The sequence below is a fragment of the Pantoea sp. MHSD4 genome (assembly GCF_021043305.1).
GTDB lineage: Bacteria > Pseudomonadota > Gammaproteobacteria > Enterobacterales > Enterobacteriaceae > Pantoea > Pantoea eucalypti.
Window position 1 is genome coordinate 370,445 of sequence record NZ_JAJNDH010000001.1, and the last position, 26,360, is coordinate 396,804.

The window sequence follows — 26,360 nt, forward strand, 5'->3', positions numbered from 1 at the left end:
TCATTCAGGCGGAATATTAAAGATTTCATCACTATTTAACAGGAATAAGTACAGAATATGATCTAATAATGTTAATAGTTATTTAGTGTCTCTGATGTTAATCATAAATAAAATAATGCAATAACTCTGTCAGGATCTGATCGTCATCCCTTTTGCTCGCTTTGTTCACCAGGAAAAACATCATGATGATAAAACCCCCTGTTGGTATGGATAATGAACAAAGCGCAGTTAACTTTTTTATTGTGCGCCCTGAGCGGCGTGTCAGTGAATGCGGTCTTTTCCGCACCCTTACCCAAAGCAGAATTTAACTGGCGCGCCGCGCCGACCGAAGAACAGATTGCCAGCTTAACGCTGCGCGACGCCATTCTCCGGGCCTTCGCCCGTAATCCGAAAATCTCGGAAGCGGCGGCACAGATCCACGTTGGCGAGGGCGATCTTGATGCCGCCCGCAGCGCCTGGTATCCGCAGATTTCACTACAGGGTGCGGCGGGCCGCTCCCATCAGACTGACTCCGCCGGGAGCCTCAACAACAATGGCTCCGGCGGTATCACGCTTAGCCAGCTGCTCTACGACTTTGGGCGTACCGGCAGCGCCATCGATGAACAGCATGCACTGTCAGAGGCTTATCGCTTCGGCCTGTTCGACTCCATGACCACCGTGGCGGAAGATACGCTGCAGGCCTACCTCGAAGTCAAACGCTACCAGGCGCTGGCAGACATCGCGCACACTAATATCGCTTCACTGCAGCGGGTGCGGGATATCGCGAAACTGCGCGCCGATGCGGGGCTCAACTCACAGTCAGACGTGCTGCAGGCGGAAACCCGCATCGCCGCAATGCAAGCCACGCTTGAGCAGTATCGCGCCCAGCTGCGCTCCGCTACCGCCCAACTCACTGTACTGACCGGCGTGGTGCCCGCCACACTGCCAGAACTGCCCCAGGCACTCCTGAAACAGCAGATCACCCTCGACAAAATTGCCTATGAAAGCAGCGCGGCGGTGCGCAGCGCACAGTCTAAACAGGAGGCCGCCCGTGAGCGGGTACGCCAGGCACAGTCCGGTCACTGGCCAACCATCAAAGTGCAGGCGGGCCGGACCCGCTATGAAAACGATCGCCAGTCTTACTGGGATGATGAAGTGCAGCTGCAGGTGGAAGCGCCGCTCTATCAGGGTGGCATGGTCAATGCCAAAACTGAATCAGCGGAGGGCGACCGTGAGGCAGCGCAGGCTGCAGTGCAGCAAGCCAAACTCGCCATTAATCAGAACGCCTCAACCGCCTATGCCGACATGATTGGCGCGCAGCAACGGCAGGCTGCCGGGGAAGTGCAGCTGGCCAGCGCCGACCATACCCGCAATGTCTATGCCGATGAATATCGTCTGAGCAAGCGCAGCCTGAACGATCTGCTGAGTGTAGAACAGGATGTGTTTCAGGCTGACAGCTCACGTATCACCGCGCTCTACGATGGCTGGGACGCCACCGTACGCTATGCCGCCGCAGTAGACAATCTGCTCGATATCATGGGTATCGATCGCCAGCAAAGCAGCGGCGATCTCCTTCCTTCGCTGCAATAGCGATAAGGCAAAAATCATGAGTACGTTAACCCTGAATACCGATAACTGGATTGCCGCCATGCTGCGCGTCGCCGCGCGATTCGGTAAGCCTGCCGATGGCAAAACCCTGCGTCAGCAGATGCGCTGGTTTGAACATCTGCCGGTGTCACAGCAGCTGGAACGGCTTTCCGGCCTGCTGGGACTGCATCTGACCATGGTGCCGCAGAACAAACTGCGCTGGCGTCAGGAGATCACGCCGGTGGTGCTGGTGCTGGAAAATGCCAGCGTAGCGGTGCTGGAGAATATCGATGCGGACGGCAGCGCGCGTTACTGGCTCAGTGAAGGCGGCGATGTGGTGCGTGAAAGCGCCTTATCGGAGCTGCTGACACGTGCTCAGGGCGATGTTGGCGTGATTGGGGTGGCGGCGCGTGGCCGTGATGCGCGCATCGACGAATTCATTCAGCCTTATGAGCCACACTGGTTCTGGAAAAACTTTCGCGGCATGGGGCGTCGTATCACCGAGATCTCACTGGCGTCGGTGATCGGTAATGTGCTGGCACTGGCCGGAATTCTCTTTTCGATGCAGGTCTACGATCGGGTGATTCCGGCGCAGTCACAGTCCACGCTGTGGGTGCTGTTTGTCGGGGTACTGATTGCTGCGGCTATTGAATATCTTATCCGGCTGATGCGAACCCAGGTCTCAGATTTAATGGGTAAACGCATCGACCTGAAAGTTTCCGCCATGCTGTTTGCCCGGGCGATGAGCATCCGTAATGAGGCGCGGCCGAAATCGACCGGCTCATTTATCTCGCAACTGCGTGAGATCGACCAGGTGCGCGAGTTGCTGACCTCGACCACGGTTGGTGCCGCGGCCGATCTGCCGTTTGTTATCCTGTTCCTGTTCATCATGTCGTTTATAGGCGGCTGGCTGGTGCTGATTCCGCTGGCGGCGATCCCGCTGATCGTCATTCCGGGTCTGCTGGTTCAGATTCCCATGGCGCGACTGGCTAAAGAGGGGCTGCGTGAGGGCGCGCTGCGTAATGCCGTGCTGGTGGAGACCATTGAAGGCATTGAGGATATCAAGGCGCTTCAGGCCGAACCCTATTTCCAGCGTCAGTGGGAGCAGACGCATGAAGTCAGCGCCGCGATCAGCAATCAGCAGCGATTGTGGGGCGCGCGCCTTACCGGCTGGGCATCGACGGTGCAGCAGCTCGCCTATGCAGGGATGCTGGTGTTTGGGGTTTACCTGGTGCTCGATTCACACATCACCACCGGTACGCTGGTCGCCTGTAGCCTGCTCTCATCCCGCACTATCGCTCCACTGATGCAGCTGACCATGGTCTTCTCACGCTGGCAGCACGCCAAAATGGCGATGAAAGGGCTGGATGAGTTGCTGAAAAAGCCGCTCGATCAACCTGAAGCCGCCACGCTGGCGCACTGTCCGACGCTCACCGGCCAGTATGATCTGCGCAATGTGCATTACAGCTATGACGAAGAGAATGAAAAAAATGTGCTCAACGTGCAGCAGCTGCAGATCAAGCCCGGCGAGAAGATTGCCATTCTGGGTAAGGTCGGGGCAGGGAAGTCGACCTTGCTGAAGATTCTTGCCGGTCAGGCACAGGCCAGTCAGGGCAAGGTGATTGTTGATGGTGTCGATATTGAGCGTATCGATCCCACTGATTTACGCCGTCAGCTCGGGTGGCTGTCGCATGACTCCCGCCTCTTCTTTGGCACGCTGCGGCAGAACCTGATGCTGGGCAATCCCCATGCCAGCGAACAGGAGATGCTGCAGGCACTGCGTATCAGCGGCGCACTGGCGCTGATCCAGCAGGACGCCGCCAGCCTGGATCGTATTATCAATGAAGGCGGTCGCGGGCTCTCTGGCGGGCAACGTCAGATGGTGATGCTGAGCCGATTGATCCTGCGTCAGCCGCAGGTGGTGCTGCTGGATGAACCCACTGCGGCAATGGATGAACAGCTGGAGGAGCATGTGATTCGTCAGCTGCAGGGCTGGATCAGCGGCCGGACGCTGGTGCTGGTGACGCACCGTCCGGCACTGCTGAAAATGGTCGATCGTATTGTGGTGATGGATAACGGGCGCATTGTCGCTGATGGTCCGCGCGACGAGATCCTGCGCCGCGCGACTGCACCTGCTACGGCAGGTAAAGGAGATGTGGCATGAGTCTGGTGATTGTTGATAAAGATCTTGCCCGTCATGAGCGCCGGACATCAGCGATTATCTGGCTCTGCACCGCCGCGCTGGCGATATTTCTGATCTGGGCGCACTTTGCCATTCTGGATGAGGTCACAGTGGGCACCGGTAAAGTGACGCCCTCCAGCCGCGCGCAGGTGATCGACAGCCTGGATGGCGGCATCGTCAAACAGCTTAATGTGCATGAAGGTGACATTGTTGAGAAAGGGCAGGTGCTGGCGACCCTCGATCCAACGCGCTTTCAGTCAAATTTCGGTGAAGCGCAGGCTAAAGTGCGCACGCTGCGTGCCTCGTCCGAGCGGCTGGAAGCGGAGCTGTCGGGCACGCCGCTGAAGTTCAGTGCCGAAACGCTGAAGGAGCCGAATCTGGTTACGCGCGAGCGGCAGCTCTATGAGTCGCGACGTCGTAATCTCACTGAAACCATCAGTAACCTGCAGCAGTCGCTGAAACTGGTGCAGGATGAGCTGCGGCTCACCGAACCGCTGGTGGCGAAAGGCGCGGCAGGGCAGGTTGAGGTGATCCGTCTGCGTCGTCAGGTCAGCGATCTACGTGGCAAAATCGACGAAGCGCGCAATGACTATCTGGTGCGCGCTCACGAAGAGCAGGTGAAAAACAATGCGGAACTGGATGCGCAGTTGCAGGTTGCCGCAGGCAAAGAGGATCAGCTGACGCGCGCGACGCTCTACTCGCCGGTGCGCGGCATCGTCAAAGATATTCAGGTCACCACGGTGGGTGGTGTACTGGAACCGGGCGGTAAACTGATGGAAATTGTGCCGCTGGAGGATCAACTGCTGATTGAGACGCGTATCAATCCACGCGATATCGCCTGGATTCGGCCCGGACTGGCCGCCACCGTGAAAGTCACCGCCTATGACTCCTCTATTTATGGCGATCTGCACGGCGAAGTGGAAACGGTGTCGCCAGACACGCTGCAGGATGAGGTGAAACGTGATCAATATTATTATCGTGTCTACGTTCGTACCCAGAAAGCCGAGCTGACCAACCGCGCTGGCCGAAAATTCCCGATTGTGCCCGGAATGGTGGCCAATGTGGAGATTAAAACCGGTCAGAAATCCGTCATGGATTACCTGATTAAACCACTGAATAAAGTCAAAGAATCGCTGCGCGAGCGCTGAAATGCGGTCCAGCTGAGAGGCTTATTTGCTTAATTACGGTGATAAATTAACATGGCGGATATTCAGACTATCCGGGCACAAAGTGTGCGCAATTTAACAAACTGTGCGGAAGCAGAGTGAAGTTAATTTAACCAGATTAAAAATGTTTACGAGGATATAGTACGACGGCAAATGACAGGCAAAAAAATGCCGGACAGATTGTCCGGCGGGAAATAATAAGTTGTACATCTCATTCGGGGAGAATGAAGGTAATAATGGAATAAATGATGATAGCGGGGTCTATTCTATTACCAGATGTCGTATAAGTTTTATCATTCAGTGCTTCAGAATGCTCTGATGTAAGCTGTTGATAACAAAGATATCGGAAGGGGTGTATCAATTTGTGCGGTTTTTTTTACCGATCTGTGCTGGTTATTAGTTCCCCGCTATTTACATTATGAAATAACTGTTTCGATGGATGAAACAGTTTTGGAAATTTAGTAGCATTTTCCTGGTGGATTATTACCCGCTATAAAACAACAATGACCTGCCGGCTGAATTTTTAATCATTCAGTTAGCAGTGGCAAATTATAAAGGCATATAACAGAGGGTAATAAAATGAAACGTCGCGTTCTCTCCCTGATGATTCCTGCACTGCTGGTTGCAGCAGGATCAGCAAACGCAGCTGAAATCTATAATAAAGACGGCAACAAATTAGATCTCTTCGGTAAAGTTGACGGCCTGCACTACTTCTCTGACAACAGCAGTTCCGACGGCGACCAGTCATACGTTCGCTTCGGCTTCAAAGGCGAAACAGAAATCAGCAATCAGCTGACCGGTTACGGCCAGTGGGAATACCAGGCAGCACTAAACAACTCTGAAGACCAGGGGACAGCAGACAGCTTTACCCGTGTTGGGTTCGCCGGTGTGAAATTTGGTGATGCGGGATCCTTCGACTATGGTCGTAACTACGGCGTAGCCTATGACATCGGCGCATGGACTGACGTGCTGCCTGAGTTCGGCGGCGATACCTATGGCGCGGATAACTTCATGTATCAGCGCGGTAACGGCATGGCGACCTACCGTAACAACAATTTCTTCGGTCTGGTGGATGGCTGGAACTTCGCAGTCCAGTATCAGGGTAAGAATGGCAACAGCAGCGAGTCACCGAATGGCCGTGACGTGCTGGGCCAGAACGGCGACGGCTGGGGTCTGAGCACGACCTATGATCTGGGTTCAGGCTTCGGCATTGGTGCGGCAACCTTCCAGTCTGACCGTACCAACGACCAGAACAGCGAAACATCAGGTATCCTCGGCCATGGCGATAAAGCGTCAGTGTATACTGGCGGTCTGAAATATGACGCGAACAACGTCTATCTGGCAGCGATGTACTCACGCTCCTTCAACGCAACCCGCTTCGGCAGCACCGACTCTTCAGCGTTTGGTTATGCGGATAAAGCGGATAACTGGGAACTGGTTGCGCAGTATCAATTCGACTTTGGTCTGCGCCCATCTCTGGCCTACGTGACCTCACGTGGCACCGATGTTCAGAACTGGGGCACACAGAATCTGAAAAAATATATCGATGTTGGCGCGACGTATTACTTCAACAAAAACATGTCTACCTATGTTGATTACCAGATCAACCTGCTGGACGACAACGCCTTCACCGACGCGGCCGGTATCAATACCGACGACGTGGTGGGTGTAGGCCTGGTTTACCAGTTCTAAGTGATAAGGGAGCGCAGTTACGGCTGCGCTCCTGCGTTATCTTCCGGGCTAAACGCATCAGCCTTTGGCCACTTCGTTGCTTCCGGCGCCGTTGTTTCTGATGACATAACGCTGCCAAACCGCGCGCCTTCAAATGCCACGCCTGCCAGAGTAAAAGCAGAAAAGCTCAACCAGTGATGCCATGCTGACTGCCACTTCTGTGAATTTTTCATTCTGCACCTCTCAGAGATAAACACTGTTTCAACAGTGCAGAATTCATGCCAGCTTTACCGCTCTCACAGCCACAGGCGTTACGCCCGTTTTGATACACTTGCCGCGCACGTCAGGGAGCGATTGCCCCAATCAGGTGCAGTTAAGCCCGTTACTGGCGCGGCCGGGAAGGGGTCATGTGACGATGACGACGCTGTTCGACAACTTTATAACTGCCGTAAACAAACAGACCCAGGGCAACGACCAGAATCGCATAGATCATCTGTAGCTCCTTACTTTGATTAATGTTAATCCCCTGTCGCGAGGCGGGATCAGGATAGATGACCGGGGAATGCTCTCGTGATTCAGTGAAATATTCAACTCTATTTAAGCGAATTTACCCAAACTTTATGCTTTTTAGTGGCTATTCATAAAGTGTTACAGGCGAGGAATGATGAGTTATAAGATTAATCTGCTGTTTATGTCGATTTTAATTCTGACGGCGGCGGGCTGTGATCAATCAGCACCGACAACAGCGATGGTGCTGGAAGGAAAAACCATGGGCACCGTCTGGCGGGTGAGCCTGGCGGGTGTTGAGAGTAAGCGTAAAGCGGCCTTACAGCAGCGGATTCAGCAGCAGCTGGACGCGGATGATGCTGAGCTCTCCACCTGGAAGCCGGACTCTGCGTTATCGCGCTTTAACCAGAGCCGTGACCTGTCACCGCAGCCGGTGAGTGAAAACATGGCGGACATTGTCACGACCTCGCTGCGGATTGGCCGTAAAACCGGCGGGGCGATGGACATTACCGTCGGTCCACTGGTTAATTTATGGGGCTTTGGCCCGACGAAACAGCCCATCCATACACCGGATGTAGCCCAAATTGCCGCCGCCCGTGCGCAGACCGGATTGCAGCATCTGAGAGTGCTGCAGGGTGCGGATGGACAATGGTTGCAGAAAGATTTGCCAGAGCTCTATGTCGATCTCTCGACGGTGGGTGAGGGCTTTGCCACCGATCATCTGGCACGGCTGATGGAGCAGCTCGGTATCAACAACTATCTGGTGTCAGTCGGCGGTGCCGTGCTGAGCCGGGGTCTTAATGCGCAACAGCAGCCGTGGCGGGTGGCGATCCAGAAACCCACCGATCAGGAGAATGCGGTTCAGGCACGCGTGAGTCTGCAGGGACACGGTATCAGTACATCCGGCAGTTATCGCAACTATTATGAACTGGACGGCAAGCGCATTTCTCATGTGATCGATCCCGTTACCGGACGACCCATTGAGCATAAACTGGTTTCTGCCACGGTGATTGCCACCACGGCGCTGGAAGCCGATGGCTGGGACACCGGACTGATGGTGCTCGGCACCGAGAAAGCCAAAGCGCTGGCAATTGAACAGCATCTGGCGGTCTATCTGATCAGCAAGCAGGGCGATAAATTTGTCAGCTGGATGTCGCCGCAGTTTGCTGCTTTTCTGATTCCCGCTGAATCCGGAGAACCCTGATGTTAGATCTTTTTAGTGAAGAGCAACCCTGGCAGGAGCCGCTGGCGGAGGGGGCCGTGATCCTGCGGCGCCGCGCACGTGATGACGCAGAGGCGCTGTATCAGCAGATACTGGCGATTGCGGATCAGAACCCCTTTGCCCATCGCATTACGCCGGGCGGCCATCGCATGTCGGTGGCGATGACCAACTGCGGCGATTTTGGCTGGTCGGTGGATTCACGCGGCTACAATTATCAGCAGCAGGATAACCTCAATGGCCGCAAATGGCCGCCCATGCCACCGCTGTTTCGCGAGCTGGCGCAGCAGGCCGCGGCGGAGGCGGGCTTTCCTGGCTTTAATCCGGATGCCTGTCTGCTTAATCGCTATGAACCGGGTGCGAAGCTGACGCTGCATCAGGATAAAGATGAGAAAGACCTGCACCAGCCCATCGTTTCGGTGTCGCTGGGTCTGCCGGCCGTGTTTCAGTTCGGTGGCTTCGAACGGGGCGACAGCACCCAGCGTGTGCTGCTTGAGCATGGTGATATTGTGGTGTGGGGCGGGCCGTCGCGCCTGCGTTACCACGGCATTTTGCCGCTTAAGCCAGGCGTGCATCCGCTGGCCGGCGCCTGGCGTTATAACCTGACATTTCGTCGCGCCTTTTAACCCACTACGGCAGTCACGGCGTGGTGAGAATAACTATTGCTATCATTTGGCATCCCATTAAACTGCAGGCTGTTTTTTAGCTGATGGATTGCCTGCATGACGTTGTTAAGCGTTGTTTTTCGCCAGTTTCGCTGGCCTTTTATCGGGGTCATTGCCCTGACGTTGTTAAGCGCCGTGCTGGGTATCGGCATGATCGCCTTTATCAACCGCGAAATGATTGTCGCCATCAACACCTCATTCGCGGTGCTGCCGCAGTTCCTGTTGCAGCTGGTGGTGCTGATGGCGGTGACGCTGGCTTCGCAGCTGGCACTGACGATGCTCGGGCATCAGTTTGTCTGGCGACTGCGTGGCGAGTTCATCAAGCGAATCCTTGATAGCCGGGTTGAACGCATCGAGCAACTCGGCAGTGCACAACTGCTGGCGGGACTGACCAGCGACGTGCGAGCAATTACGCTGGCTTTTGTGCGTCTGCCGGAGCTGTTTCAGGGCGTAATCATTACCCTCGGCTCAGCCATCTATCTCGCGTGGCTGTCACCAAAAATGCTGCTGGTGACCAGTCTCTGGCTGGGTGTGACGCTGGTGGGCGGCTGGATGCTGGTCTCGCGGGTTTACCAGCACATGGCAAAGTTGCGCGAAATCGAAGACAACCTCTATCGTGATTACCAGACGGTGATTGAGGGGCGTAAAGAGTTACAGCTTAACCGCTCACGTGCGCAACAGGTCTATGACACGGTTTATCAGGAAGATGCCCGCGCCTGGCGTCACCATATTGTGCGTGCCGATACTTATCATCTGAGTGCGGTCAACTGGTCAAATATCATGACCCTGGGCGCTATCGGCATGGTCTTTTTCATGGCTAACAGCCTGGGCTGGGCCAATACTGCTGTGGCCGCGACTTTCTCCCTGACGCTGCTGTTCTTACGCACGCCGCTGCTTTCTGCAGTGGGCGCGTTACCCACGTTGCTTAGCGCCCAGGTCGCATTCCGTAAGCTCAACGCCTTTGACCTCGCGCCTTATCAGGCAGGGTTTCACGCGCCCTCGGCGTCGTCAGACTGGCAAACTCTGGAGCTGCGCGACGTCTCTTTTCACTATGGTGACAACGGCTTCCAGGTCGGGCCGATTAACCTGACGCTGCGCCGGGGCGAACTGGTGTTTCTGATTGGTGGCAACGGCAGCGGAAAATCGACGCTGGCGATGCTGCTGACCGGGCTGTATCAACCGCAGTCCGGCACGCTGCTGCTGGATGGTAAAGCGATCACGGCAGACGAGCTGGATGTCTGGCGCAGTCAGTTCTCCGCGGTCTTTACCGACCTGCATCTGTTTGACCGGTTAATCGGGCGGGAAGGCGTTGCCGCCAATCCGGCGCTGGTGCAGCAGTGGCTGGAAAGGCTGAAGATGCAGGACAAGCTGAAGATTGAAGGCAATAAAGTGCTCAATCTGCGGCTCTCAAAAGGACAGAGTAAGCGACTGGCGCTGTTGCTGGCGGTGGCAGAAGAACGCGATGTGCTGCTACTGGATGAGTGGGCGGCAGATCAGGACCCACATTTCCGACGCATCTTCTATCGTGAGCTGCTGCCGTGGTTGCAGCAGGCGGGTAAAACGGTGTTTGCTATCAGCCATGACGATCACTACTTCATTCATGCCGACCGGCTGCTGGAGATGCGCGAAGGCCAGTTGACGGAGCTGACCGGTAATGAACGCGACCTCGCCACGCTCGACTCGGTTAAACGCACCGATACCGGGCTTTGACGGCAGATGGCACACTCAGCAGCTAGCGCGTTAAGTTCCGTGCAGGTCGCTGAACACGGTGTTAACACTTCTGTAAGCGTCAGCAGCAGGCAGCCGTGCTGACTGAACAATCCGTTGCCAGGTGTGCCTCATACGCAGTACATCACAGATAACAGCCCTGTACGGCAGGTCATCTGCAGTGAAGTCGATCCGTTAAAGTTTGCCTCCTGCCAGCGCAGGAGGCCGCGGATTAGTGGGCGAAATGTTGATCAAGCGGTGCGCTGAACCAGCGATTGTTCAGCACGTTTTTGATAACACTCTTTTTGTCTGCCGCTGACAGGGCGTTGTCCTGTTCAATGCGGGTGAGAATATCGTTATAGCTATAAGTCTTATTGCTCATGTAGATAATGGCTTTCTGCTTGTTAGCATCCATCACCAGCAGCGATTCCCCCGCTGCGGCATTTTCCGGTGTCCATTTCTTCCATTCCGGAAGGGTCTGATCGTTGGGTGACCCTGTTGCCAGGAAGTTTTTAATGTAGGAATTAAAAGATTCACCTAATGCCTGAGAGCCTTTTAGCTTCAGCGCATCCTGCGTAAATTCAGCATACTTATTTTTATCCCAAAAAGGCATAAACACGCCGTGGAAAGAACCGATGGCCGATAGTTTATCACCTGTGACAAACGCATCCGTGCCATAACGGAACTCCATCCCATACAGCGGCGCGTTATAATTTTTATACATGCGCTCAGCAGACTGGTTAACATTAAACAGGCTATATAGCAGCCCGCCATAATAATTTGCAAAGGTGTATTTATTCAGCAGCGCGGTATCATTTTTAAGCGAACCGTCTTTCACCTGTGTTGCAAACAGTGGGTCGTTACGGGCGAAGAAAGAAAACTCCTGTTGTCCTGTGGCCATGATGGCGGGGACGGCATTATAATTTTTGGTCTCAAATCCATCCTTCGGGATCACCACACCATCGCGGTAGAGATGCGGGAATTGATTCATGCGAATTCCCGCATCGCCAAAAAGCATTGCCAGATCTGCTGCCGGAAGCTGATAGAGAAAATGACGAACCTCTGGTGAGCCCGACAGGAGCCAGCTTTTCGCTGCGCCGGCATCCGGTTTAATGCCCTGTTTAACGACCAGAGGCGCTATTCTTTGCGCGAAGATGCTTTCCGCTTCATGTTTGTCAGAGGTGGTCATGCCACCACTGAAAACGATGGCTTTGTTGAACGTATTTTTAAAAAGGGGCGATATAAGCATCGCCATCACGTCTCTGCCACCCGCTGAAAATCCGGAAACGGTAATATTATTTCTGTCACCACCAAAAGCCGAAATATTGTCTTTGATCCACGCCAGCGATTGTTTGATGTCGAGTAAGCTGTAATTCCCGGAGTCATCCAGCGGGTTGCCATCGTTCAGCGCTTTCAATGGATTAAAGCCGAGTGCGCCAAGACGGTAGTTTACGGTGACAATCACGGCATTGTATTTTTCAGCGATAAACGCCGGCGCGAACTCAGTGGAACTGCCCAGCTGATTATTGCCACCATGAATATAGACCAGCACCGGAAGCAGTGTGCTGCTCTCTGTCGGGCGATAGATATTGAGATTCAGGCAATCCTCATCACCTTTGGCTCCGTCCGGGGAAACCTGGATACAGTCTGTAGCGGGCCGGGTCGCATCGAAAACGGTTTGCCAAGCGTCAGGGGAAATCGGTTTTTTCCAGCGCAGTTCCCCGACCGGTGCTTTTGCATAAGGAATACCGGTCCAGGACAGCGTGTTTTGATGCTCTGCGCCTTTGACTTTGCCTGACTGCGTCGTAATTTCAGGGGAGATCGTTTGTGCAGTGGCTGATGAGGCAAGCAAAAAGAGTAAAAAAGTCGGGGACAATCTGAACAGAGAATTTTTCATGCGTACCTTGTTCCAGGGAAATATTTCTTATACCTGAAGTGTCGCAATACCCACTCATGTCTGGCTCACAAAACAGCACAAATCCAGCCATTATCGCGTGTTACTCTTTTTTGGTGGTGAAATATACCTGTGGCTGGCGGAACGCATCGACCCTGTTGTGCCTCTGCTTATTGTGAATTCTGATTTAGTGGTGGTCGCAAATCACAAGGTGACAGGCCAGGAAAAAACATACTGGCGTTCTGTTTAGAACGCTTTTAAAGCCGATGCATAATCAGCGTGATCACCTGATTATCGCGCCACATAAACTCCGCCTCCAGTAACGTCCCCATCGCAAAACAGCCACCGAAGTCCTGAGCCAGTTGCAGCGTCGCGCGCTGCTGCGCGAAATCTACCGACGCCAGTGCAGCATCCAGAAAATCCATCGGCTGATGCAGTTGTGGCCACAGCGCTTTATAAAGGCTCTCTTTGAGAGAGAAGAGCAGCGTCGCGGCAGTGCTGAAGGAGACGGGCAGCGTCTGCAACAGTTGCTGTTCCTGCGCATTCATCAACAACTCTGCCGTTTCCTGCGCCGTCGTCTCTGACATCAACTGCTCAACATCGACGCCAACCGCACAGGGTTGCCGGGTTGCCGCTACCACGACCACACCGGCACTGTGCGACAGCGACGCCTGAACGCCAGCAGGCCAGCAGGGGGAGCGATCGGGTGCGTTGGTCAGGATGAAATCGGCAATGCCCAGCTCTGTCATTACCGACCGGACCAGTAAACGGCTGGCGAGGTATTCAGCACGCCGTTTAGTGACAGCCTGCTGCAGTCGGGCGGGTAAGGGAATACCCCATTCGACAGCCAGCACGTCATGATACTTTTGCGGGTCAAAGCGACTCACCGCCAGCAAATAATCGCTGTGGTTCAGGTGGCTGGAAAGAATAAAGCCGCCTGGAACAGGCGGCAGCGGCAGGTCGGGATAGTGCATGCGAAACCATTTAAGCCAAAAAGGCATTAAATCAGGCACGATGCATCAGGGCAAGCAGCCCGCCGTAATCAGTCGTTGGGAGGAATGGCAAAACTCTTCAGAGAAACAACAAAATGGTGGTGACCCCTGCTGATGCGTGCACCCCGGTCGCACCAGTGGCTCGCCAGACGAAAGAAGTCGTCGCTACCAATGTCATACGCCAGTTCCACTTTGCTAATGCCTGAATGCAGTAAAGCTTCCGCATCTTTCAGGCTTTTCGCTTTGATCGCCATAAAAATTATCCGTCAATTTCTGGGGAGTTTAGAGTAGGCAATTTCTGTGACATTTTTGTTTCAGTTTGATGAAAAGACGCGACTGATGGCCGATTTTGTGAGGCAGATCAGTTTCGGGCGCCCGCGTTAACCTGCTGATTGTAAGAGAAATGTTAACTGCTTCAGCGGACAATTCTGAATGTTAAGCCGGAGAGTGGGCAGAGAGAACAGAAACAGAAAGGCCGCGTCATACGCGGCCCTGTGGGTTACTTCTGGTCTGGCGGGGAAGGTTGCTTATCGCCGGACTCGGGTGCTTCGGATGGATCATCTTTTTCGATTAATGTCATGAACTCTCCTCTTGTTACCCACACGCTATTAAGTATAGAACGCTTTGCAGGAGATGTGATGAAAGTTATGTTTTGATGACAGAAACGAAAAAAGCAGCCTTTTGGGCTGCTTTTCAGGGAATTTGGTCGGCACGAGAGGATTTGAACCTCCGACCCCGGACACCCCATGACCGTGCGCTACCAGGCTGCGCTACGTGCCGAACACTGGAGGATTAGTCTACTGGTTATCGTCATGAATGCAAGATACCTGCCGACTATTTGCCTGAAAATTAATCAGTTAGCGATAAACCGCTTCTCCTCGGTCAGGACCTGCAACAGCAGCGCCAGCTCTGGCTTGTGATCTTTCAGCGCGTTGCCCTGTGCATCATAAGCGCGATAGCTGCCGTTGTTGTTGAGCACCAGCGTCACCTGCGGCGTGGTAATCACCAGCTTATTCTCTTCACTGCTCGCCACCCAGTCATGACGGCGACGTGCAGCAAACAAATCTTCACCCTGTGAATAGTTCACCGGATTGGTCCGCACATGCAGCAGTCGCTGCATCAGCGTTGCCATTACATCCTGATGATCAGAGAGCCGATCAACAGTTTGCGCCGGTGTATCAGGCCAGTGAATCACCAGTGGCACCTGCAGCGTCTGACGGTTTCCGGCGCTGTCAGGATCGCCATCCAGTGCCAGACCACGCTGCGCCGTAATCACTACGACGGTGTTCTTCAGCAAATCACGCGCCTGCAGGCTGCTTAGCACGGCGCTAATCTGTTCATCAACAGCAGGTGCCTGACGGAGATAACTGCGCTGACGCGCTTTGCTGTTGTCGCCGGTGACATCAGGCCCGTTCAGAGCAATCCATGAGAACCACGGCGCCTGCGAAGCTTTCTGTTTCTCCAGCCAGTTCTGCCATTGCGCCACGGTGCTGGCGTTGGGCTGGCTGGTTGTCGCAGGCAGTGAATAGTCGGTCAGCAGCGCCTGACGGTAGAGCGGCGGATTAAAGCCTTCCGAGGAGAACAGGCCAAACTGATAACCCTGAGTACTCAGTGCCCCCAGCAGTGCCGACGGTGTTCGTGATGCCAGAATACCGTTCATGTAACTGGAGGAGATGCCATAGAACAGGCCAAACAACCCTTTCTCAGGTGTATCACCGGCGCTGTAGTGCTGGGTAAAACGCACGTTTTCGCTGGCGAACTGATTAAGCTGCGGCAGCGCTTTGGCAAGCGTAGCATTGTTCAGACCATCAACAGTCAGCACCAGCAGGTTGTTACGGGTGCCAGCATCGCGGAAGGTGATATCGCTCAGCGGATACTCTACCGCCACCGCTTCCGGATCGCCCTGCTGAATCAACCGGCGCTGATACTCCTGCGCATCCAGCAGACCGTGACGTTCAAGGAAGCGACGGGCCGTCATCGGATAGGAGAGCGGCAGATTGGCGCGCTGCATGGTAATCGGGCGATAGAAGTTGGCATCGGCCCAGATATACATCAGGTGGCTGGCAAAGAAGGCGCTGATAAACAGAGCGGCAACAGGTTTACCAAACGAGCGGCGATTCAGGCTGCGCAGCTTCTGCCAGCTCCAGGTCGCAAACAGCATCTCGACCAGGAATATCAGCGGCACGCTGATAAACATCAGCTGCCAGTCGCGCGCCATCTCGCTCTGGTCAGGGTTAATGACCAGCTCCCACACCACAGGATTAAGGTGCAGGTGGAAACGGCTGAACACTGCACTGTCGACCATTATCAGCGTCAGTCCGGCAGTGGCGACCACCGCGGATAACACCCGCATCAGCCGTTGCGACATCACCACAAAGGTCAGCGGGAAGATAATCAGCAGATAGGCAGCGAAAACGACAAAACTAAAGTGGCCAACCCAGCTGGTATAGGCGTAGATGCGCCCCGCCAGCGAAGAAGGCCAGTCGGCGACCAACAGGTAGCGACTGCCTAAAATCAGCGCGAATAAGATGTTAAACAGAGCAAACCAGTGCCCCCAACTGATCATCTGGGAGACTTTTTCGCGGTAGCGCTGCCGGTTGGTTACCATATTATGAAATCAAATCAGCCAATTAATGGGCGTTATCGTCACGCACTGATGCCTGAAGGGCATCGGCGAAAGAACGTGCCAGTGAACGACGTTGCGCCGGAGCGACATCGCTGTTAATTAAGTTGGTCACCATATTTCCCAGAACCATCAGGGAGAGATCGGTGGGGGCCTTGTCCTTGTGCAGGATTTGGGCCATTTCCGCGAGGAGTTGTTCCACGCGTTCGTCACTGTAACGGGATGATTGTGCCATATCGTCGTCTAAGCTCATTTCAAAAGGCGATATATTACCGGAATAGCGCACTTTTTACCGCAATTTTATCGAAAGCAGTACGTTCGCTTCACGCATAGAGTTGAAAGCCGATGCTGGCGGTGTTTGAATACGCGCCTGTGCTAAAAGGAGAGTCTACCATGAGTCTGGATATCGACCAGATTGCCCTGCATCAGTTAATCAAACGCGATGAAAACCAGCTTGAACTGGCGCTGCGCGATTCACTGCTGCCTGCCACCAACACGGTTAACGCGATGGTGGAGGAGTTACACCGGGTTTACAGCGCAAAAAGCAAAGCCTATGGCCTGTTCAATGCAGAAAGTGAACTGGCAGAAGCGCTGCGTAATTGTCGTAAGGGCAACGATGATTTTCTCGCTTTTAGCCGCGCTGCAACAGGTCGTCTGCGCGACGAGCTGGCCAAATATCCGTTCGCTGAAGGCGGCGTGGTGCTGTTTATTCACTATCGCTATCTGGCGGTGGAATATCTGCTGATTGCGGTGCTGAACAGCCAGTCCAGTATGCGCGTCAATGAGCAGATGGATATCAGCAGCACCCACTATCTCGACATCAATCATGCGGATATCGTGGCGCGAATTGATTTAACCGAATGGGAAACCAACCCGGAATCGACCCGTTACCTGACCTTCCTGCGCGGTCGCGTCGGACGTAAAGTGGCTGACTTCTTTATGGACTTCCTTGGTGCCGAAGTGGGATTAGACACGAAGGCGCAGAATCGCGGTCTGTTGCAGGCCGTTGATGACTACTGCAACGAATCCGAACTGGATAAGCAGGAACGGCAGAACTATCGCCAGCAGGTTTACAGCTACTGCAACGAACAGTTGCAGGCGGGCGAGGAAATTGCACTGGAAGATCTGTCGAGCGAGCTGCCACCACTGGGCGAGAAAACCTTCCAGGCCTTTACCCAGGAGCAGGGCTACGAGCTGGAAGAGAGCTTCCCGGCGGATCGCAGTACGCTGCGTCAGCTGACGAAGTTTGCCGGCAGCGGCGGGGGACTGACCCTGAATTTTGATGCGATGTTACTGGGCGAGCGCATTTTCTGGGATCCGGCCACGGACACCCTGACGATTAAGGGCACACCACCCAATCTGCGGGACCAGCTTCAGCGCCGTACCAGCAGCAAATAAAAAAAGCCGGGCTTAGCCCGGCTTCTGTTCTCTGACACGTCGATTATCTCTGTGTATCAGGGACAAAATAAAAGGGCCGGTTTCTCAACCGGCCCTTTTACATTTCAACGTAATTCGCGATTAAGCGCGAACGAAGTCGATGTGGAACAGTTTTGGCTTGAACGGGTGACGCTGAACAGCCTGAACTTTCACTTTAGTTTCTTTGCCGTCAACTGACAGGGTCAGAACTTCGTCGTAGAAACCTGGCTTAGATTGCAGGTTCATTACTGAGTCGTGATCCAGATCGATGGCAACAGCCGCTTCAGAACCACCGTAGATGATGGCCGGGAAACGGTTTGCTGTACGCAGGCGGCGGCTCGCACCCTTACCCTGCTCTTTACGTTCTACTGCATTGATAGTGAGCATTAATATATCTCTTTATTTAAATCCTGCTACAGGCGACCCAGTAACAGGCAGGTTATTCAATACCGCTGATGCACATGCAAAAGCGGGCGGCAGTATAGCCGTTATGCCGGGTGGTAGCAAACGATATACCCGCTCGCCGGGTTCAGCATCCGGTCAGCCCTCGCTGGCATCACCTGTTAACGCAGCTCATTGGCGCGGCGATAGCGGCCCTGATAATCGAACATTTTCTCGCGGATCTGCCAGAACTGGCCTTTGGCCCGTGCGACGACAAAATCGGGATGACGCAGCAGCGGCTGGAGTGCCAGCACGTCAGCGGCGGTCTGCCAGCCCAGCGGCACGCCGGGGGCGCGCTGATGCGGACGCATAAAGAGCTGTTCAAACGCCTTACGCTGGGCCGGCGTCTGCAGACGAAAGCGTTCGCTGACGCTGGTGCCTTCCTCATCAAAATAGGTCGCCTTCAGCCATTCCCCTTTGGCGTCATGGCCCTGTTCCAGCGTCATGCCGCCACAGCGCAGCACCAGTGCGTCTTTCAGTTTCAGCGCCGCTTTCAGCATATCGTCCGGATCGACCAGAATTTTGTCGCACTGGTGACAACGTCGGGCGGCAATATCATTCTCTGCGCCGCAGTCGGGACAACTTTTAAACCGGAAGCGGAAATCACACTGTTCGCGCTCACCTTCGTCATCTTCCAGTACGCCCTGACAGCGTCGGCCAAAATGCTCGATCACCATGCCATCTTCGGTCGCCTTGCCCCAGAAGGTGTTGGCGAAACCGCAGGCGGGACAGAAAACCTGAACCGGCTGATTGTCGCTGGCCCCTTTGGGGGCGCCAACTTCGGGCGTAAAGAGATCGTGCGGATTACCCGCGTAATCAAGGATCAGGCAGTCGGTTTTACCCGGTGAGAGCCGCAGGCCGCGTCCGACGATCTGCTGATAGAGGCTGACCGACTCGGTCGGACGCAGGATTGCGATCAGGTCAACGTGCGGCGCATCAAACCCGGTGGTCAGCACCGCCACATTCACCAGGAATTTCAGTTGCTGCGCCTTAAACGCCAGAATCAGGGCATCGCGCTCTCTGGCTGGCGTTTCGGCCGAGACGAGCGCGCTGTTTTCTGGCAGCAGTCGCAGGATTTCACGCGCATGCTCCACCGTCGAGGCGAAAATCATCACGCCCAGCCGATCTTCAGCGAACTCCACGATCTGGCGAATGATATGGGGCGTCACGCGCTGCTGCTGCTTCAGTTCACGGTTCAGATCGGCTTCGCTGAACAGGCCGTTGGACTGTGCCGTGAGACGGCTGAAGTCATACTGCACCACCGGCATATCCAGTCGTTCCGGCGGCACCAGAAACTGATGCTTGATCATGTAGCGCAGGGGCAGTTCATAGATACAGTCGCGAAACAGCGATTTTTCATCGCCACGCACCATGCCGTGATAATGGAACTGATAAATCCAGCCTTTACCCAGACGGAACGGCGTAGCGGTCAGTCCCAGTAAACGCAGTTGCGGATTGTGCTGACGCAGATGATTAAAGATCTGCTGATACTGACTCTCTTTATCATCGCCAATGCGGTGACACTCATCGACAATCACCAGCGAGAAGGCGCTGTCGAACTGGTCGAGGTTACGCGCCACTGACTGCACGCTGCCAAACACCACTTTGCGCTGACTCTCTTTGCGCTGAAGTCCGGCAGCAAAGATATCCGCCTCCAGCCCGTAGGCCTGATATTTACTGTGGTTCTGCGCCACCAGCTCTTTGACGTGCGCCAGCACCAGCACCCGGCCACGGGCCAGCCGGGCCAGCTCGGCAATCACCAGGCTCTTTCCGGCACCGGTTGGCAGCACAATGACGGCAGGTTCCTGATGGCGACGGAAATGCGCCACGGTGGCATTCACCGCATCCTGTTGATAGGGGCGTAAGGTAAAAGACATGTTGCTCACTTTTGTATAACTGGCGGCAATTATGCCATGAAAGTGCGGTAAACGCGCTGTCAGGCTGGCGCGGATCACGTTATACTTCCCGCACATTTTCAACGGTTAACCAGGCCGTTTCAGATTCCCTCCGCAGTAACAGGCAAAACGAATTCATGCGACTCGACAAATTCATCTCTCAGCAACTGGAAATCAGCCGCGCCATCGCTCATCGCGAGATCCGTGGCCAGCGTGTCACCGTTAACGGGGAAGTTGTCCGCGATACCGCGTTCAAACTGCTGCCCGACCATGAAGTCGTCTATGACGGCAACGTACTGCAGATGCAGACCGGTCCCCGCTACTTTATGCTGAACAAACCGCAGGGTTATGTCTGCTCAACCGACGATCCCGATCATCCCACCATCATCTATTTCATCGAAGAGCCGATGTCATTCAAACTGCATGCGGCAGGGCGTCTGGATATCGACACCACCGGACTGGTTCTGCTGACAGATGATGGCCAGTGGTCACACCGCATTACCTCGCCACGTCATCACTGCGAGAAAACCTATCGGGTGACACTGGAATCGCCAGTCAGTGACGATACGGCCGCACAGTTTACAGCGGGCGTGCAGCTGCACAATGAGAAGAGCCTGACGAAACCGGCACAGCTGGAGGTGATTACCCCCACAGATGTGCGGCTGACACTGAGCGAAGGTCGTTACCACCAGGTGAAACGGATGTTTGCAGCCGTCGGCAATCGGGTCATTGAGCTGCATCGTGAACGCATCGGTGACATCGTGCTGGACGAGGATCTGGAACCGGGCGAATACCGTGCGCTGACAGAAGACGAGATCGCCAGTATTGGTCTGCCGAAAGAGCTGCAGACAAAATAACCGGGCGGGCCAGGCGGCCCGACCCAGACTCATTTGTGCAGGAGAAGGTGTGCGTAAGGAAAAGAACTCGCCAACAGGACTGGTCGTCATCCTCGGTCTGTTAGCCATGCTGATGCCGTTGTCGATTGACATGTATCTGCCTGCCATGCCGCAGATTGCGCGTGAGTTCGGGGTGTCAGCCGGTAGCGTGCAGATGTCGCTTAACCTCTACATCCTTGGCTTCGCGATTGGCCAGCTTATCTATGGTCCGCTGGCAGACAGCTATGGGCGTAAGCCGGTAATTGCACTCGGCACGCTGATCTTTGCCTGCGCCGCTGCGGCCTGTGCACTGTCACAGACCATCGATCAGCTGATTCTGATGCGCTTCCTGCACGGACTTTCTGCCGCCGCAGCCAGTGTGGTGATCAACGCGCTGATGCGTGACAGTTACTCGAAAGAGGACTTCTCGCGCATGATGTCCTTTGTGATGCTGATTACCACCATCGCGCCGCTGCTGGCGCCGATCATCGGTGGCTGGCTGCTGGTGCTCTGGAGCTGGCACGCAATTTTCTGGGCGCTCGCGGGTGCGGCATTAGTGACCACTGTGCTGGTAACCACACAAATCCGCGAAACCCTGAAGCCGGAGCAGCGACAGCGTTTTCATTTGCGCACCACGCTCGGCAACTTCGTGACGCTGTTTCGCCACAAACGGGCGTTCAGTTACATGCTGTCGAGCGGCTTCTCCTTTGCCGGGCTCTTTACTTTTCTCAATGCCGGCCCCTTTGTTTACATTGAGCTGAATCACGTCTCACCGCAAAACTTTGGCTACTACTTTGGTCTCAACGTGGTGTTTCTGTTTGTCCTGACGCTGATTAACAGCCGTGCCGTGCGCCGCTTTGGCCCGGTGGCGATGTTCCGGCTGGGGCTGCTGATACAGTTCTGCATGGGCATCTGGTTGCTGGTTGTCAGCGCCTTCAGCCTCGGCTTTTTGCCGCTGGTGATGGGAATCGCGATGTTTATCGGCTGCGTGTCGATGGTCTCATCGAATGCGATGGCGGTGATCCTGGATGAGTTTCCGCATATGGCCGGAACGGCATCCTCTCTGGCGGGCACGCTGCGTTTTGGCGTGGGTGCTTTTGTCGGTGCACTGCTGTCGCTGGTGAGTTTCAACAGCGCCTGGCCGATGGTCGGCACAATTGCCCTGTGCGCGACAATTTCTCTGCTGCTCTTCTTCTACGCTTCACGTCCCCGCACTGCGACCCGTTAACCGGGCGCAGTGGTTTCTTCCCCGATTGTCCGCAGTGATGCACATCCCGACGGTTTTGTTTCTTTATTGTGAAAATTTTTAGTTAAAAAAGTAATCACAATGCGTCTAAAATGATTGTTAACGGTGAGTGAACGCGGTACATATAGGCTGAAGTGCGATGTAAGTCGCAAAAATGCGCTTCTGCAATCCGCACGGATGGGCCTCCCTGTCCGGACTCTGCGGTGAATGACCCGCTGGCTGCGGGCAGGTCGGTGTTGCGACATAAACTCATCCGGGGAAAGTAAACTATGCTGCAACTTTCAATTGTGCATCGTCTGCCACAGCATTTTCGCTGGGCCAGCGATCACCACAGCGCCATTGATTCTGATGATGCAACGCTGGATGAGCAGGATTTCGTGGCGCTGCGATTGATCAGCCATGACGGCATTCCGGCGTGGGAGATTCTGCAGCAGTTAAAAGAGGTTCTGGCGGATATTCAGGTTGATTGCAAAGTTGCTGAGTGCGAAGGGCAGCCCTGCCTGTTCATTCAGCGTCGTGACGAAAGTGCCACTAACTGCTGTTTGAAAAATCAGGGCGTGGCGATAGCAGAAACCTTTATTGGAGGTTAAGCTGCGCCGACTGCAGTAGCTCGCGGGTATAATCTGCCACGGGTGAAGCAAACAGCCTTTCACACTCGCCCTGTTCCACGACCTCTCCCTGGCACAGCACGATAAGCTGGTGGCACAGCGCGCGAACCACATCCAGGTCGTGACTGATAAACAGATAACTGAGCTGCCGCTGCTGCTGCAAACGGCGTAACAGCGTCAGAATTTGCTTCTGCACCGTGCGATCCAGCGATGAAGTCGGTTCATCCAGCACCAGCAACTCCGGCTCCAGAATCAATGCCCGCGCAATAGCAATACGCTGTCGCTGACCGCCAGAAAATTCGGCCGGATAACGATGGCGACTTTCTGCTTCAAGCCCCACTTCCTCCATGACGGCGATAACCCGCTGCGTCTGCTGCACACTGTCGAGTTCAGGCTGATGTACCGCCAGACCCTCAGCAATAATCTGCTGCACCGTCATGCGCGGATTGAGTGAGGAGTTAGGGTCCTGAAACACCACCTGAATACGCTGACGCAGCGGCAACAGTTGCTGACGCGACAGTTGATGCAGCGGCTGACCGTCAAACCAGATCTCGCCGCGTGAGGCAATCAGCCGCAGCAGTGCCAGCCCGGTGGTGCTTTTACCCGAGCCGGACTCACCCACCAGGCCCAGACTTTCGCCACGCCGCAGGCTAAAACTCAATCCGGAAAGCACCCGCTTTTCACTGTTCTGGCGACGGAACAGCCCGCGCCGCTGTGTAAAGCTCACCTGAAGCTGCTCGACACGAAGAAGAATGGGCGACGCTGCGGGCAGCGGAACGGCTTTTCCCTCCGGTTCCGCAGCCAGCAACTGCTGGCTGTAAGGATGCTGCGGCTGGTTCATCAGGGTCTGGCAGCGATTCTGCTCCACGATGTGACCGTTGCGCATCACGCTGACATTATCTGCCAGCTGACGCACAATATTCAGGTTATGCGTGATGAACAGCATGCCCATGTTCAGCTCACGTTGCAGTTCGCGCAGCAGCGTCAGGATCTGGGCCTGAACCGTCACATCCAGTGCCGTGGTCGGCTCATCGGCAATCAGCAGCTGCGGCTCGGTCAGCAGCGCCATGGCAATCATCACCCGCTGGCGTTCACCGCCGGAAAGCTGGTGGGGAAAATCATTGAGCCGGGTGGCGGGCTGCCGGATACCGACCCGATCGAGCACGCTGAGAATCTCACCGCGTGCGGCCGGACGACGCATCCCGCGATGCAGTGACAGCACTTCATACAGCTGCTTCTCCACGGTGTGCAGCGGATTCAGTGACACCATGGGCTCCTGAAAAATCATCGCGATCTGGTTGCCGCGAATACCCCGCAGACGCTGCTCGCGGGCGCGCAGCAGATCTTCACCGTTAAACAGAATCTCGCCGCTGGGATAAATCACTGAAGCCTCATGCAGCAGTCGCATTACCGACAGCGCGGTGACGCTCTTGCCGGAACCAGACTCACCCACCAGCGCCAGCGTTTCACCTGCGTCAATGCGCAGCGACACGTCATTCACGACCTGTCGAAGCTGCTTGCCCTGACGAAAGGCGACTGAGAGATGATTGATAGCAAGCAATGGCGTCGTCATTCAGGCTCCTTTGCCCGGATCAAAGGCGTCGCGCACCGCTTCGCCGATAAAAATCAGCAGCGAAAGCAGGATCGCCAGCGTGAAAAAGCCCGCCAGACCTAACCAGGGAGCCTGCAGGTTGTTCTTGCCCTGCAGCAGTAACTCGCCCAGCGAGGGCGAACCCAGCGGCAGGCCGAAGCCCAGAAAGTCGAGTGAGGTCAGCGTGGTAATCGATCCGCACAAAATAAACGGCAGAAAGGTCAGTGTGGCCACCATCGCGTTAGGCAGCATATGGCGCAACATAATCCGGCCATCGCTCACGCCCAGCGCCTGCGCGGCACGAATGTAATCAAAATTTCGGGTACGGAGAAACTCTGCCCTGACAACACTTACCAGACTCATCCAGCCAAACGCCACGGTGACCAGCAACAGCCACCAGAAGCCAGGCTGAATCACGCTGGAGAGAAGAATCAGCAGAAACAGCGCGGGCATGCCAGACCAGACTTCAATCATCCGCTGCCCAATCAGGTCAATTCTGCCGCCGAAATAGCCCTGCACCGCGCCGACCACAATCCCGATGACGCTGGAGAGAAGCGTCAGCAGCAGACCGAACAGCAGAGAGATACGTGTGCCATAGAGCAGCCGAGCCAGTACGTCGCCGCCGTTGGCGTCCGTGCCGAGCCAGTTCTGCGCAGAGGGCGGAGAAGGGAAGGGCACCTGAGTAGCAAAATTAATGGTTCCGTCGCTGAAACGAATCGGTGCCCACAGCGCCCAGCCATTCTGCCTGATGCGCTGCCGCAGCCAGGGATCCTGATAATCCGCCGCTGTCGCCAGTACACCGCCATAGTCGGTTTCGCTGTAGTCAAACAGCAGCGGCACCGTCCAGCGCTGCTGGTAATGCACCAGCAACGGCTTGTCATTCGCGATCAGTTCAGCACCCAGCGACAGCAGAAAAATGATCAGAAAGATCCAGAGCGACCAGTAGCCGCGTCGGTTGTGACGAAAGCGCTGCCAGCGCTGCTGATTCAGCGGTGAGAGCGTCATGAGCGGCTCCCGAAGTCGATGCGGGGATCGACCAGCGTATAAGTCAGATCGCTGAGGATATTCATCAGCAGACCGATCAGCGTGAAAATATAGAGCGTGCCAAACATCACCGGGTAGTCGCGTTGCAATGTCGCGTCATAGCCGAGCAGCCCAAGCCCGTTGAGCGAGAACATCACTTCGATGAGTACCGAACTGGTAAAGAACATGCTGATAAACGTGGCCGGGAAGCTGGCGATCACCAGCAGCATCGCATTGCGAAACACATGATGATAGAGAATGCGTCGCTCTGGCACCCCTTTGGCGCGCGCGGTCACCACATAGAGTTTGCGGATCTCGTCCAGAAAGGCGTTTTTGGTCAGCATGGTCAGCGTGGCGAAGCCGCCGATCACTGTCGCCAGCACCGGCAGAGCGATATGCCAGAAGTAGTCCAGCACTTTGCCATACCAGGGCAGTGTATCGTGCTGCGCAGAGGTGAGCCCACGCAGCGGAAACCAGTCGAGATAGCTGCCACCGGCAAACAGCACAATCAGCATGATGCCGAACAGAAAGGCCGGAATAGAGTAGCCGATGATAATAAAGGCGCTGCTCCAGACATCAAAGGCGCTGCCATTGCGCACCGCTTTGCGGATCCCCAGTGGAATCGACACCAGATAAATAATCAGGGTGCTCCAGAGTCCCAGGCTGATCGAGACTGGCAGGCTCTCTTTGATCAGCCCGATCACCGAGGCGCTGCGAAACAGGCTGTCGCCAAAATCCAGACGCAGGTAATTCCACAGCATCTCGCCGTAGCGCTGCCAGAGAGGTTTATCGAAGCCGTAACGCTTTTTAATCTCAGCAATCACTTCAGGATCCAGCCCGCGTGCGCCACGATACTGATTATCGCCAGGATTAATGTGACTGAAGCTGGCGCGTGAACTGGCGCTCTCCGCCCCGCTGCCGGGCAGGCCGGTTGTCTGACCAAACTCAATATTTGCCAGCGCCTGATCGACCGGGCCGCCGGGCGCGATTTGCACGATAAAAAAATTAAGCGTGATGATCGCCCACAAGGTCGGGATAATCAGCAGCAGTCTGCGCAGAAAGTAAGCGGCCAA

At 55.1% G+C, this 26,360-nt stretch carries 22 protein-coding genes and 1 tRNA gene; 11 read left to right on the top strand and 12 right to left on the bottom strand.

Features of this window, described 5'->3' with window-relative positions; translation table 11 throughout:
• The first annotated feature begins 213 nt into the window (after window positions 1-213).
• The 4 genes from LQK91_RS01685 (at window position 214) to ompC (ending at window position 6,606) form a co-directional block, all read left to right on the top strand.
• Entirely contained in the window at window positions 214-1,569 is a 1,356-nt protein-coding gene (locus LQK91_RS01685; protein ID WP_003854194.1) for a TolC family outer membrane protein, read from the top strand.
• A 16-nt stretch (window positions 1,570-1,585) separates the two neighbouring features.
• Window positions 1,586-3,730: a type I secretion system permease/ATPase gene (locus LQK91_RS01690; RefSeq protein WP_105098962.1), complete on the top strand. Its 2,145-nt coding sequence runs from the start codon at window positions 1,586-1,588 to the stop codon at window positions 3,728-3,730.
• Entirely contained in the window at window positions 3,727-4,896 is a 1,170-nt protein-coding gene (locus tag LQK91_RS01695) for an HlyD family efflux transporter periplasmic adaptor subunit (protein ID WP_008926127.1), read from the top strand. Before LQK91_RS01690 ends, LQK91_RS01695 begins: the two co-directional genes overlap by 4 nt.
• A gap of 597 nt (window positions 4,897-5,493) precedes the next feature.
• Window positions 5,494-6,606 carry a porin OmpC gene (ompC, locus tag LQK91_RS01700; protein WP_039659746.1) on the top strand — a complete coding sequence of 371 codons (1,113 nt, stop codon included), beginning with the start codon at window positions 5,494-5,496 and terminating at the stop codon, window positions 6,604-6,606.
• Window positions 6,607-6,967: 361 nt separating this feature from the next.
• Here the strand turns inward: ompC and LQK91_RS01705 are convergent, their stop codons facing one another.
• A complete protein-coding gene (locus LQK91_RS01705; protein ID WP_008926126.1) occupies window positions 6,968-7,078 on the bottom strand; it encodes a hypothetical protein in 111 nt (36 codons plus the stop codon).
• A gap of 168 nt (window positions 7,079-7,246) precedes the next feature.
• Between LQK91_RS01705 and apbE the strand changes: the two genes are divergently transcribed.
• From apbE to LQK91_RS01720, 3 genes are all read left to right on the top strand, one after another.
• Window positions 7,247-8,296 (top strand): FAD:protein FMN transferase ApbE, encoded by a 1,050-nt coding sequence (gene apbE / locus LQK91_RS01710; RefSeq protein ID WP_003854184.1) that lies wholly within the window; start codon window positions 7,247-7,249, stop codon window positions 8,294-8,296.
• Window positions 8,296-8,937, top strand: a complete 642-nt coding sequence (gene alkB / locus LQK91_RS01715; RefSeq protein ID WP_003854182.1) for a DNA oxidative demethylase AlkB — start codon at window positions 8,296-8,298, stop codon at window positions 8,935-8,937. The genes apbE and alkB overlap by 1 nt, the downstream gene beginning before the upstream one ends.
• Window positions 8,938-9,033: 96 nt before the next feature.
• Window positions 9,034-10,686: a multidrug ABC transporter permease/ATP-binding protein gene (locus tag LQK91_RS01720; RefSeq protein ID WP_003854180.1), complete on the top strand. Its 1,653-nt coding sequence runs from the start codon at window positions 9,034-9,036 to the stop codon at window positions 10,684-10,686.
• A gap of 229 nt (window positions 10,687-10,915) precedes the next feature.
• Here the strand turns inward: LQK91_RS01720 and LQK91_RS01725 are convergent, their stop codons facing one another.
• The 6 genes from LQK91_RS01725 to LQK91_RS01755 form a co-directional block, all read right to left on the bottom strand.
• On the bottom strand, window positions 10,916-12,580 hold the full coding sequence (locus LQK91_RS01725) for a carboxylesterase family protein (RefSeq protein WP_105098963.1): 1,665 nt from the start codon (window positions 12,578-12,580) through the stop codon (window positions 10,916-10,918).
• Between the two features lie 254 nt (window positions 12,581-12,834).
• On the bottom strand, window positions 12,835-13,551 hold the full coding sequence (locus tag LQK91_RS01730) for a 4'-phosphopantetheinyl transferase family protein (RefSeq protein ID WP_105098964.1): 717 nt from the start codon (window positions 13,549-13,551) through the stop codon (window positions 12,835-12,837).
• A 68-nt stretch (window positions 13,552-13,619) separates the two neighbouring features.
• Window positions 13,620-13,823 carry a hypothetical protein gene (locus LQK91_RS01735; protein ID WP_003854174.1) on the bottom strand — a complete coding sequence of 68 codons (204 nt, stop codon included), beginning with the start codon at window positions 13,821-13,823 and terminating at the stop codon, window positions 13,620-13,622.
• A 449-nt stretch (window positions 13,824-14,272) separates the two neighbouring features.
• Window positions 14,273-14,349 (bottom strand) — tRNA-Pro (locus tag LQK91_RS01745).
• A gap of 73 nt (window positions 14,350-14,422) precedes the next feature.
• Window positions 14,423-16,177 (bottom strand): LPS biosynthesis-modulating metalloenzyme YejM, encoded by a 1,755-nt coding sequence (gene yejM, locus LQK91_RS01750; RefSeq protein WP_003854173.1) that lies wholly within the window; start codon window positions 16,175-16,177, stop codon window positions 14,423-14,425.
• A gap of 22 nt (window positions 16,178-16,199) precedes the next feature.
• Window positions 16,200-16,427 (bottom strand): YejL family protein, encoded by a 228-nt coding sequence (locus tag LQK91_RS01755; RefSeq protein ID WP_010248348.1) that lies wholly within the window; start codon window positions 16,425-16,427, stop codon window positions 16,200-16,202.
• A 158-nt stretch (window positions 16,428-16,585) separates the two neighbouring features.
• Here LQK91_RS01755 and yejK point away from each other — a divergent pair, with 158 nt between their 5' ends.
• Entirely contained in the window at window positions 16,586-17,590 is a 1,005-nt protein-coding gene (gene yejK, locus LQK91_RS01760) for a nucleoid-associated protein YejK (RefSeq protein WP_033743236.1), read from the top strand.
• 120 nt (window positions 17,591-17,710) lie between these two features.
• Here yejK and rplY read toward each other — a convergent pair whose 3' ends face one another.
• The gene (gene rplY / locus LQK91_RS01765; RefSeq protein ID WP_003854168.1) at window positions 17,711-17,995 is read right to left on the bottom strand and encodes a 50S ribosomal protein L25; all 285 of its coding nucleotides are present in this window, start codon (window positions 17,993-17,995) and stop codon (window positions 17,711-17,713) included.
• Window positions 17,996-18,171: 176 nt separating this feature from the next.
• Window positions 18,172-19,926, bottom strand: a complete 1,755-nt coding sequence (locus LQK91_RS01770) for a DEAD/DEAH box helicase (RefSeq protein WP_008926122.1) — start codon at window positions 19,924-19,926, stop codon at window positions 18,172-18,174.
• A 155-nt stretch (window positions 19,927-20,081) separates the two neighbouring features.
• Here LQK91_RS01770 and rsuA point away from each other — a divergent pair, with 155 nt between their 5' ends.
• The 3 genes from rsuA to LQK91_RS01785 all read left to right on the top strand — a co-directional run bounded on the left by rsuA (window position 20,082) and on the right by LQK91_RS01785 (window position 22,655).
• Complete coding sequence (gene rsuA / locus LQK91_RS01775; protein WP_105098965.1) at window positions 20,082-20,801, top strand: 16S rRNA pseudouridine(516) synthase RsuA; 720 nt, start codon at window positions 20,082-20,084, stop codon at window positions 20,799-20,801.
• Window positions 20,802-20,850: 49 nt separating this feature from the next.
• The gene (locus LQK91_RS01780) at window positions 20,851-22,047 is read left to right on the top strand and encodes a Bcr/CflA family multidrug efflux MFS transporter (RefSeq protein ID WP_008926121.1); all 1,197 of its coding nucleotides are present in this window, start codon (window positions 20,851-20,853) and stop codon (window positions 22,045-22,047) included.
• Between the two features lie 287 nt (window positions 22,048-22,334).
• Window positions 22,335-22,655, top strand: coding sequence for a hypothetical protein (locus LQK91_RS01785; RefSeq protein ID WP_003854157.1), 321 nt, complete (start codon window positions 22,335-22,337; stop codon window positions 22,653-22,655).
• On the opposite strand, the gene yejF is transcribed toward LQK91_RS01785, so the two are convergent.
• The 3 genes from yejF to LQK91_RS01800 are packed head-to-tail and all read right to left on the bottom strand — an operon-like array spanning window position 22,642 to window position 26,360.
• The gene (gene yejF, locus LQK91_RS01790; protein WP_105098966.1) at window positions 22,642-24,246 is read right to left on the bottom strand and encodes a microcin C ABC transporter ATP-binding protein YejF; all 1,605 of its coding nucleotides are present in this window, start codon (window positions 24,244-24,246) and stop codon (window positions 22,642-22,644) included. The two genes, LQK91_RS01785 and yejF, sit on opposite strands and share 14 nt — an antisense overlap.
• Complete coding sequence (locus LQK91_RS01795) at window positions 24,247-25,269, bottom strand: ABC transporter permease (protein ID WP_008926119.1); 1,023 nt, start codon at window positions 25,267-25,269, stop codon at window positions 24,247-24,249.
• Window positions 25,266-26,360, bottom strand: a complete 1,095-nt coding sequence (locus tag LQK91_RS01800; RefSeq protein ID WP_003854153.1) for a microcin C ABC transporter permease YejB — start codon at window positions 26,358-26,360, stop codon at window positions 25,266-25,268. Before LQK91_RS01800 ends, LQK91_RS01795 begins: the two co-directional genes overlap by 4 nt.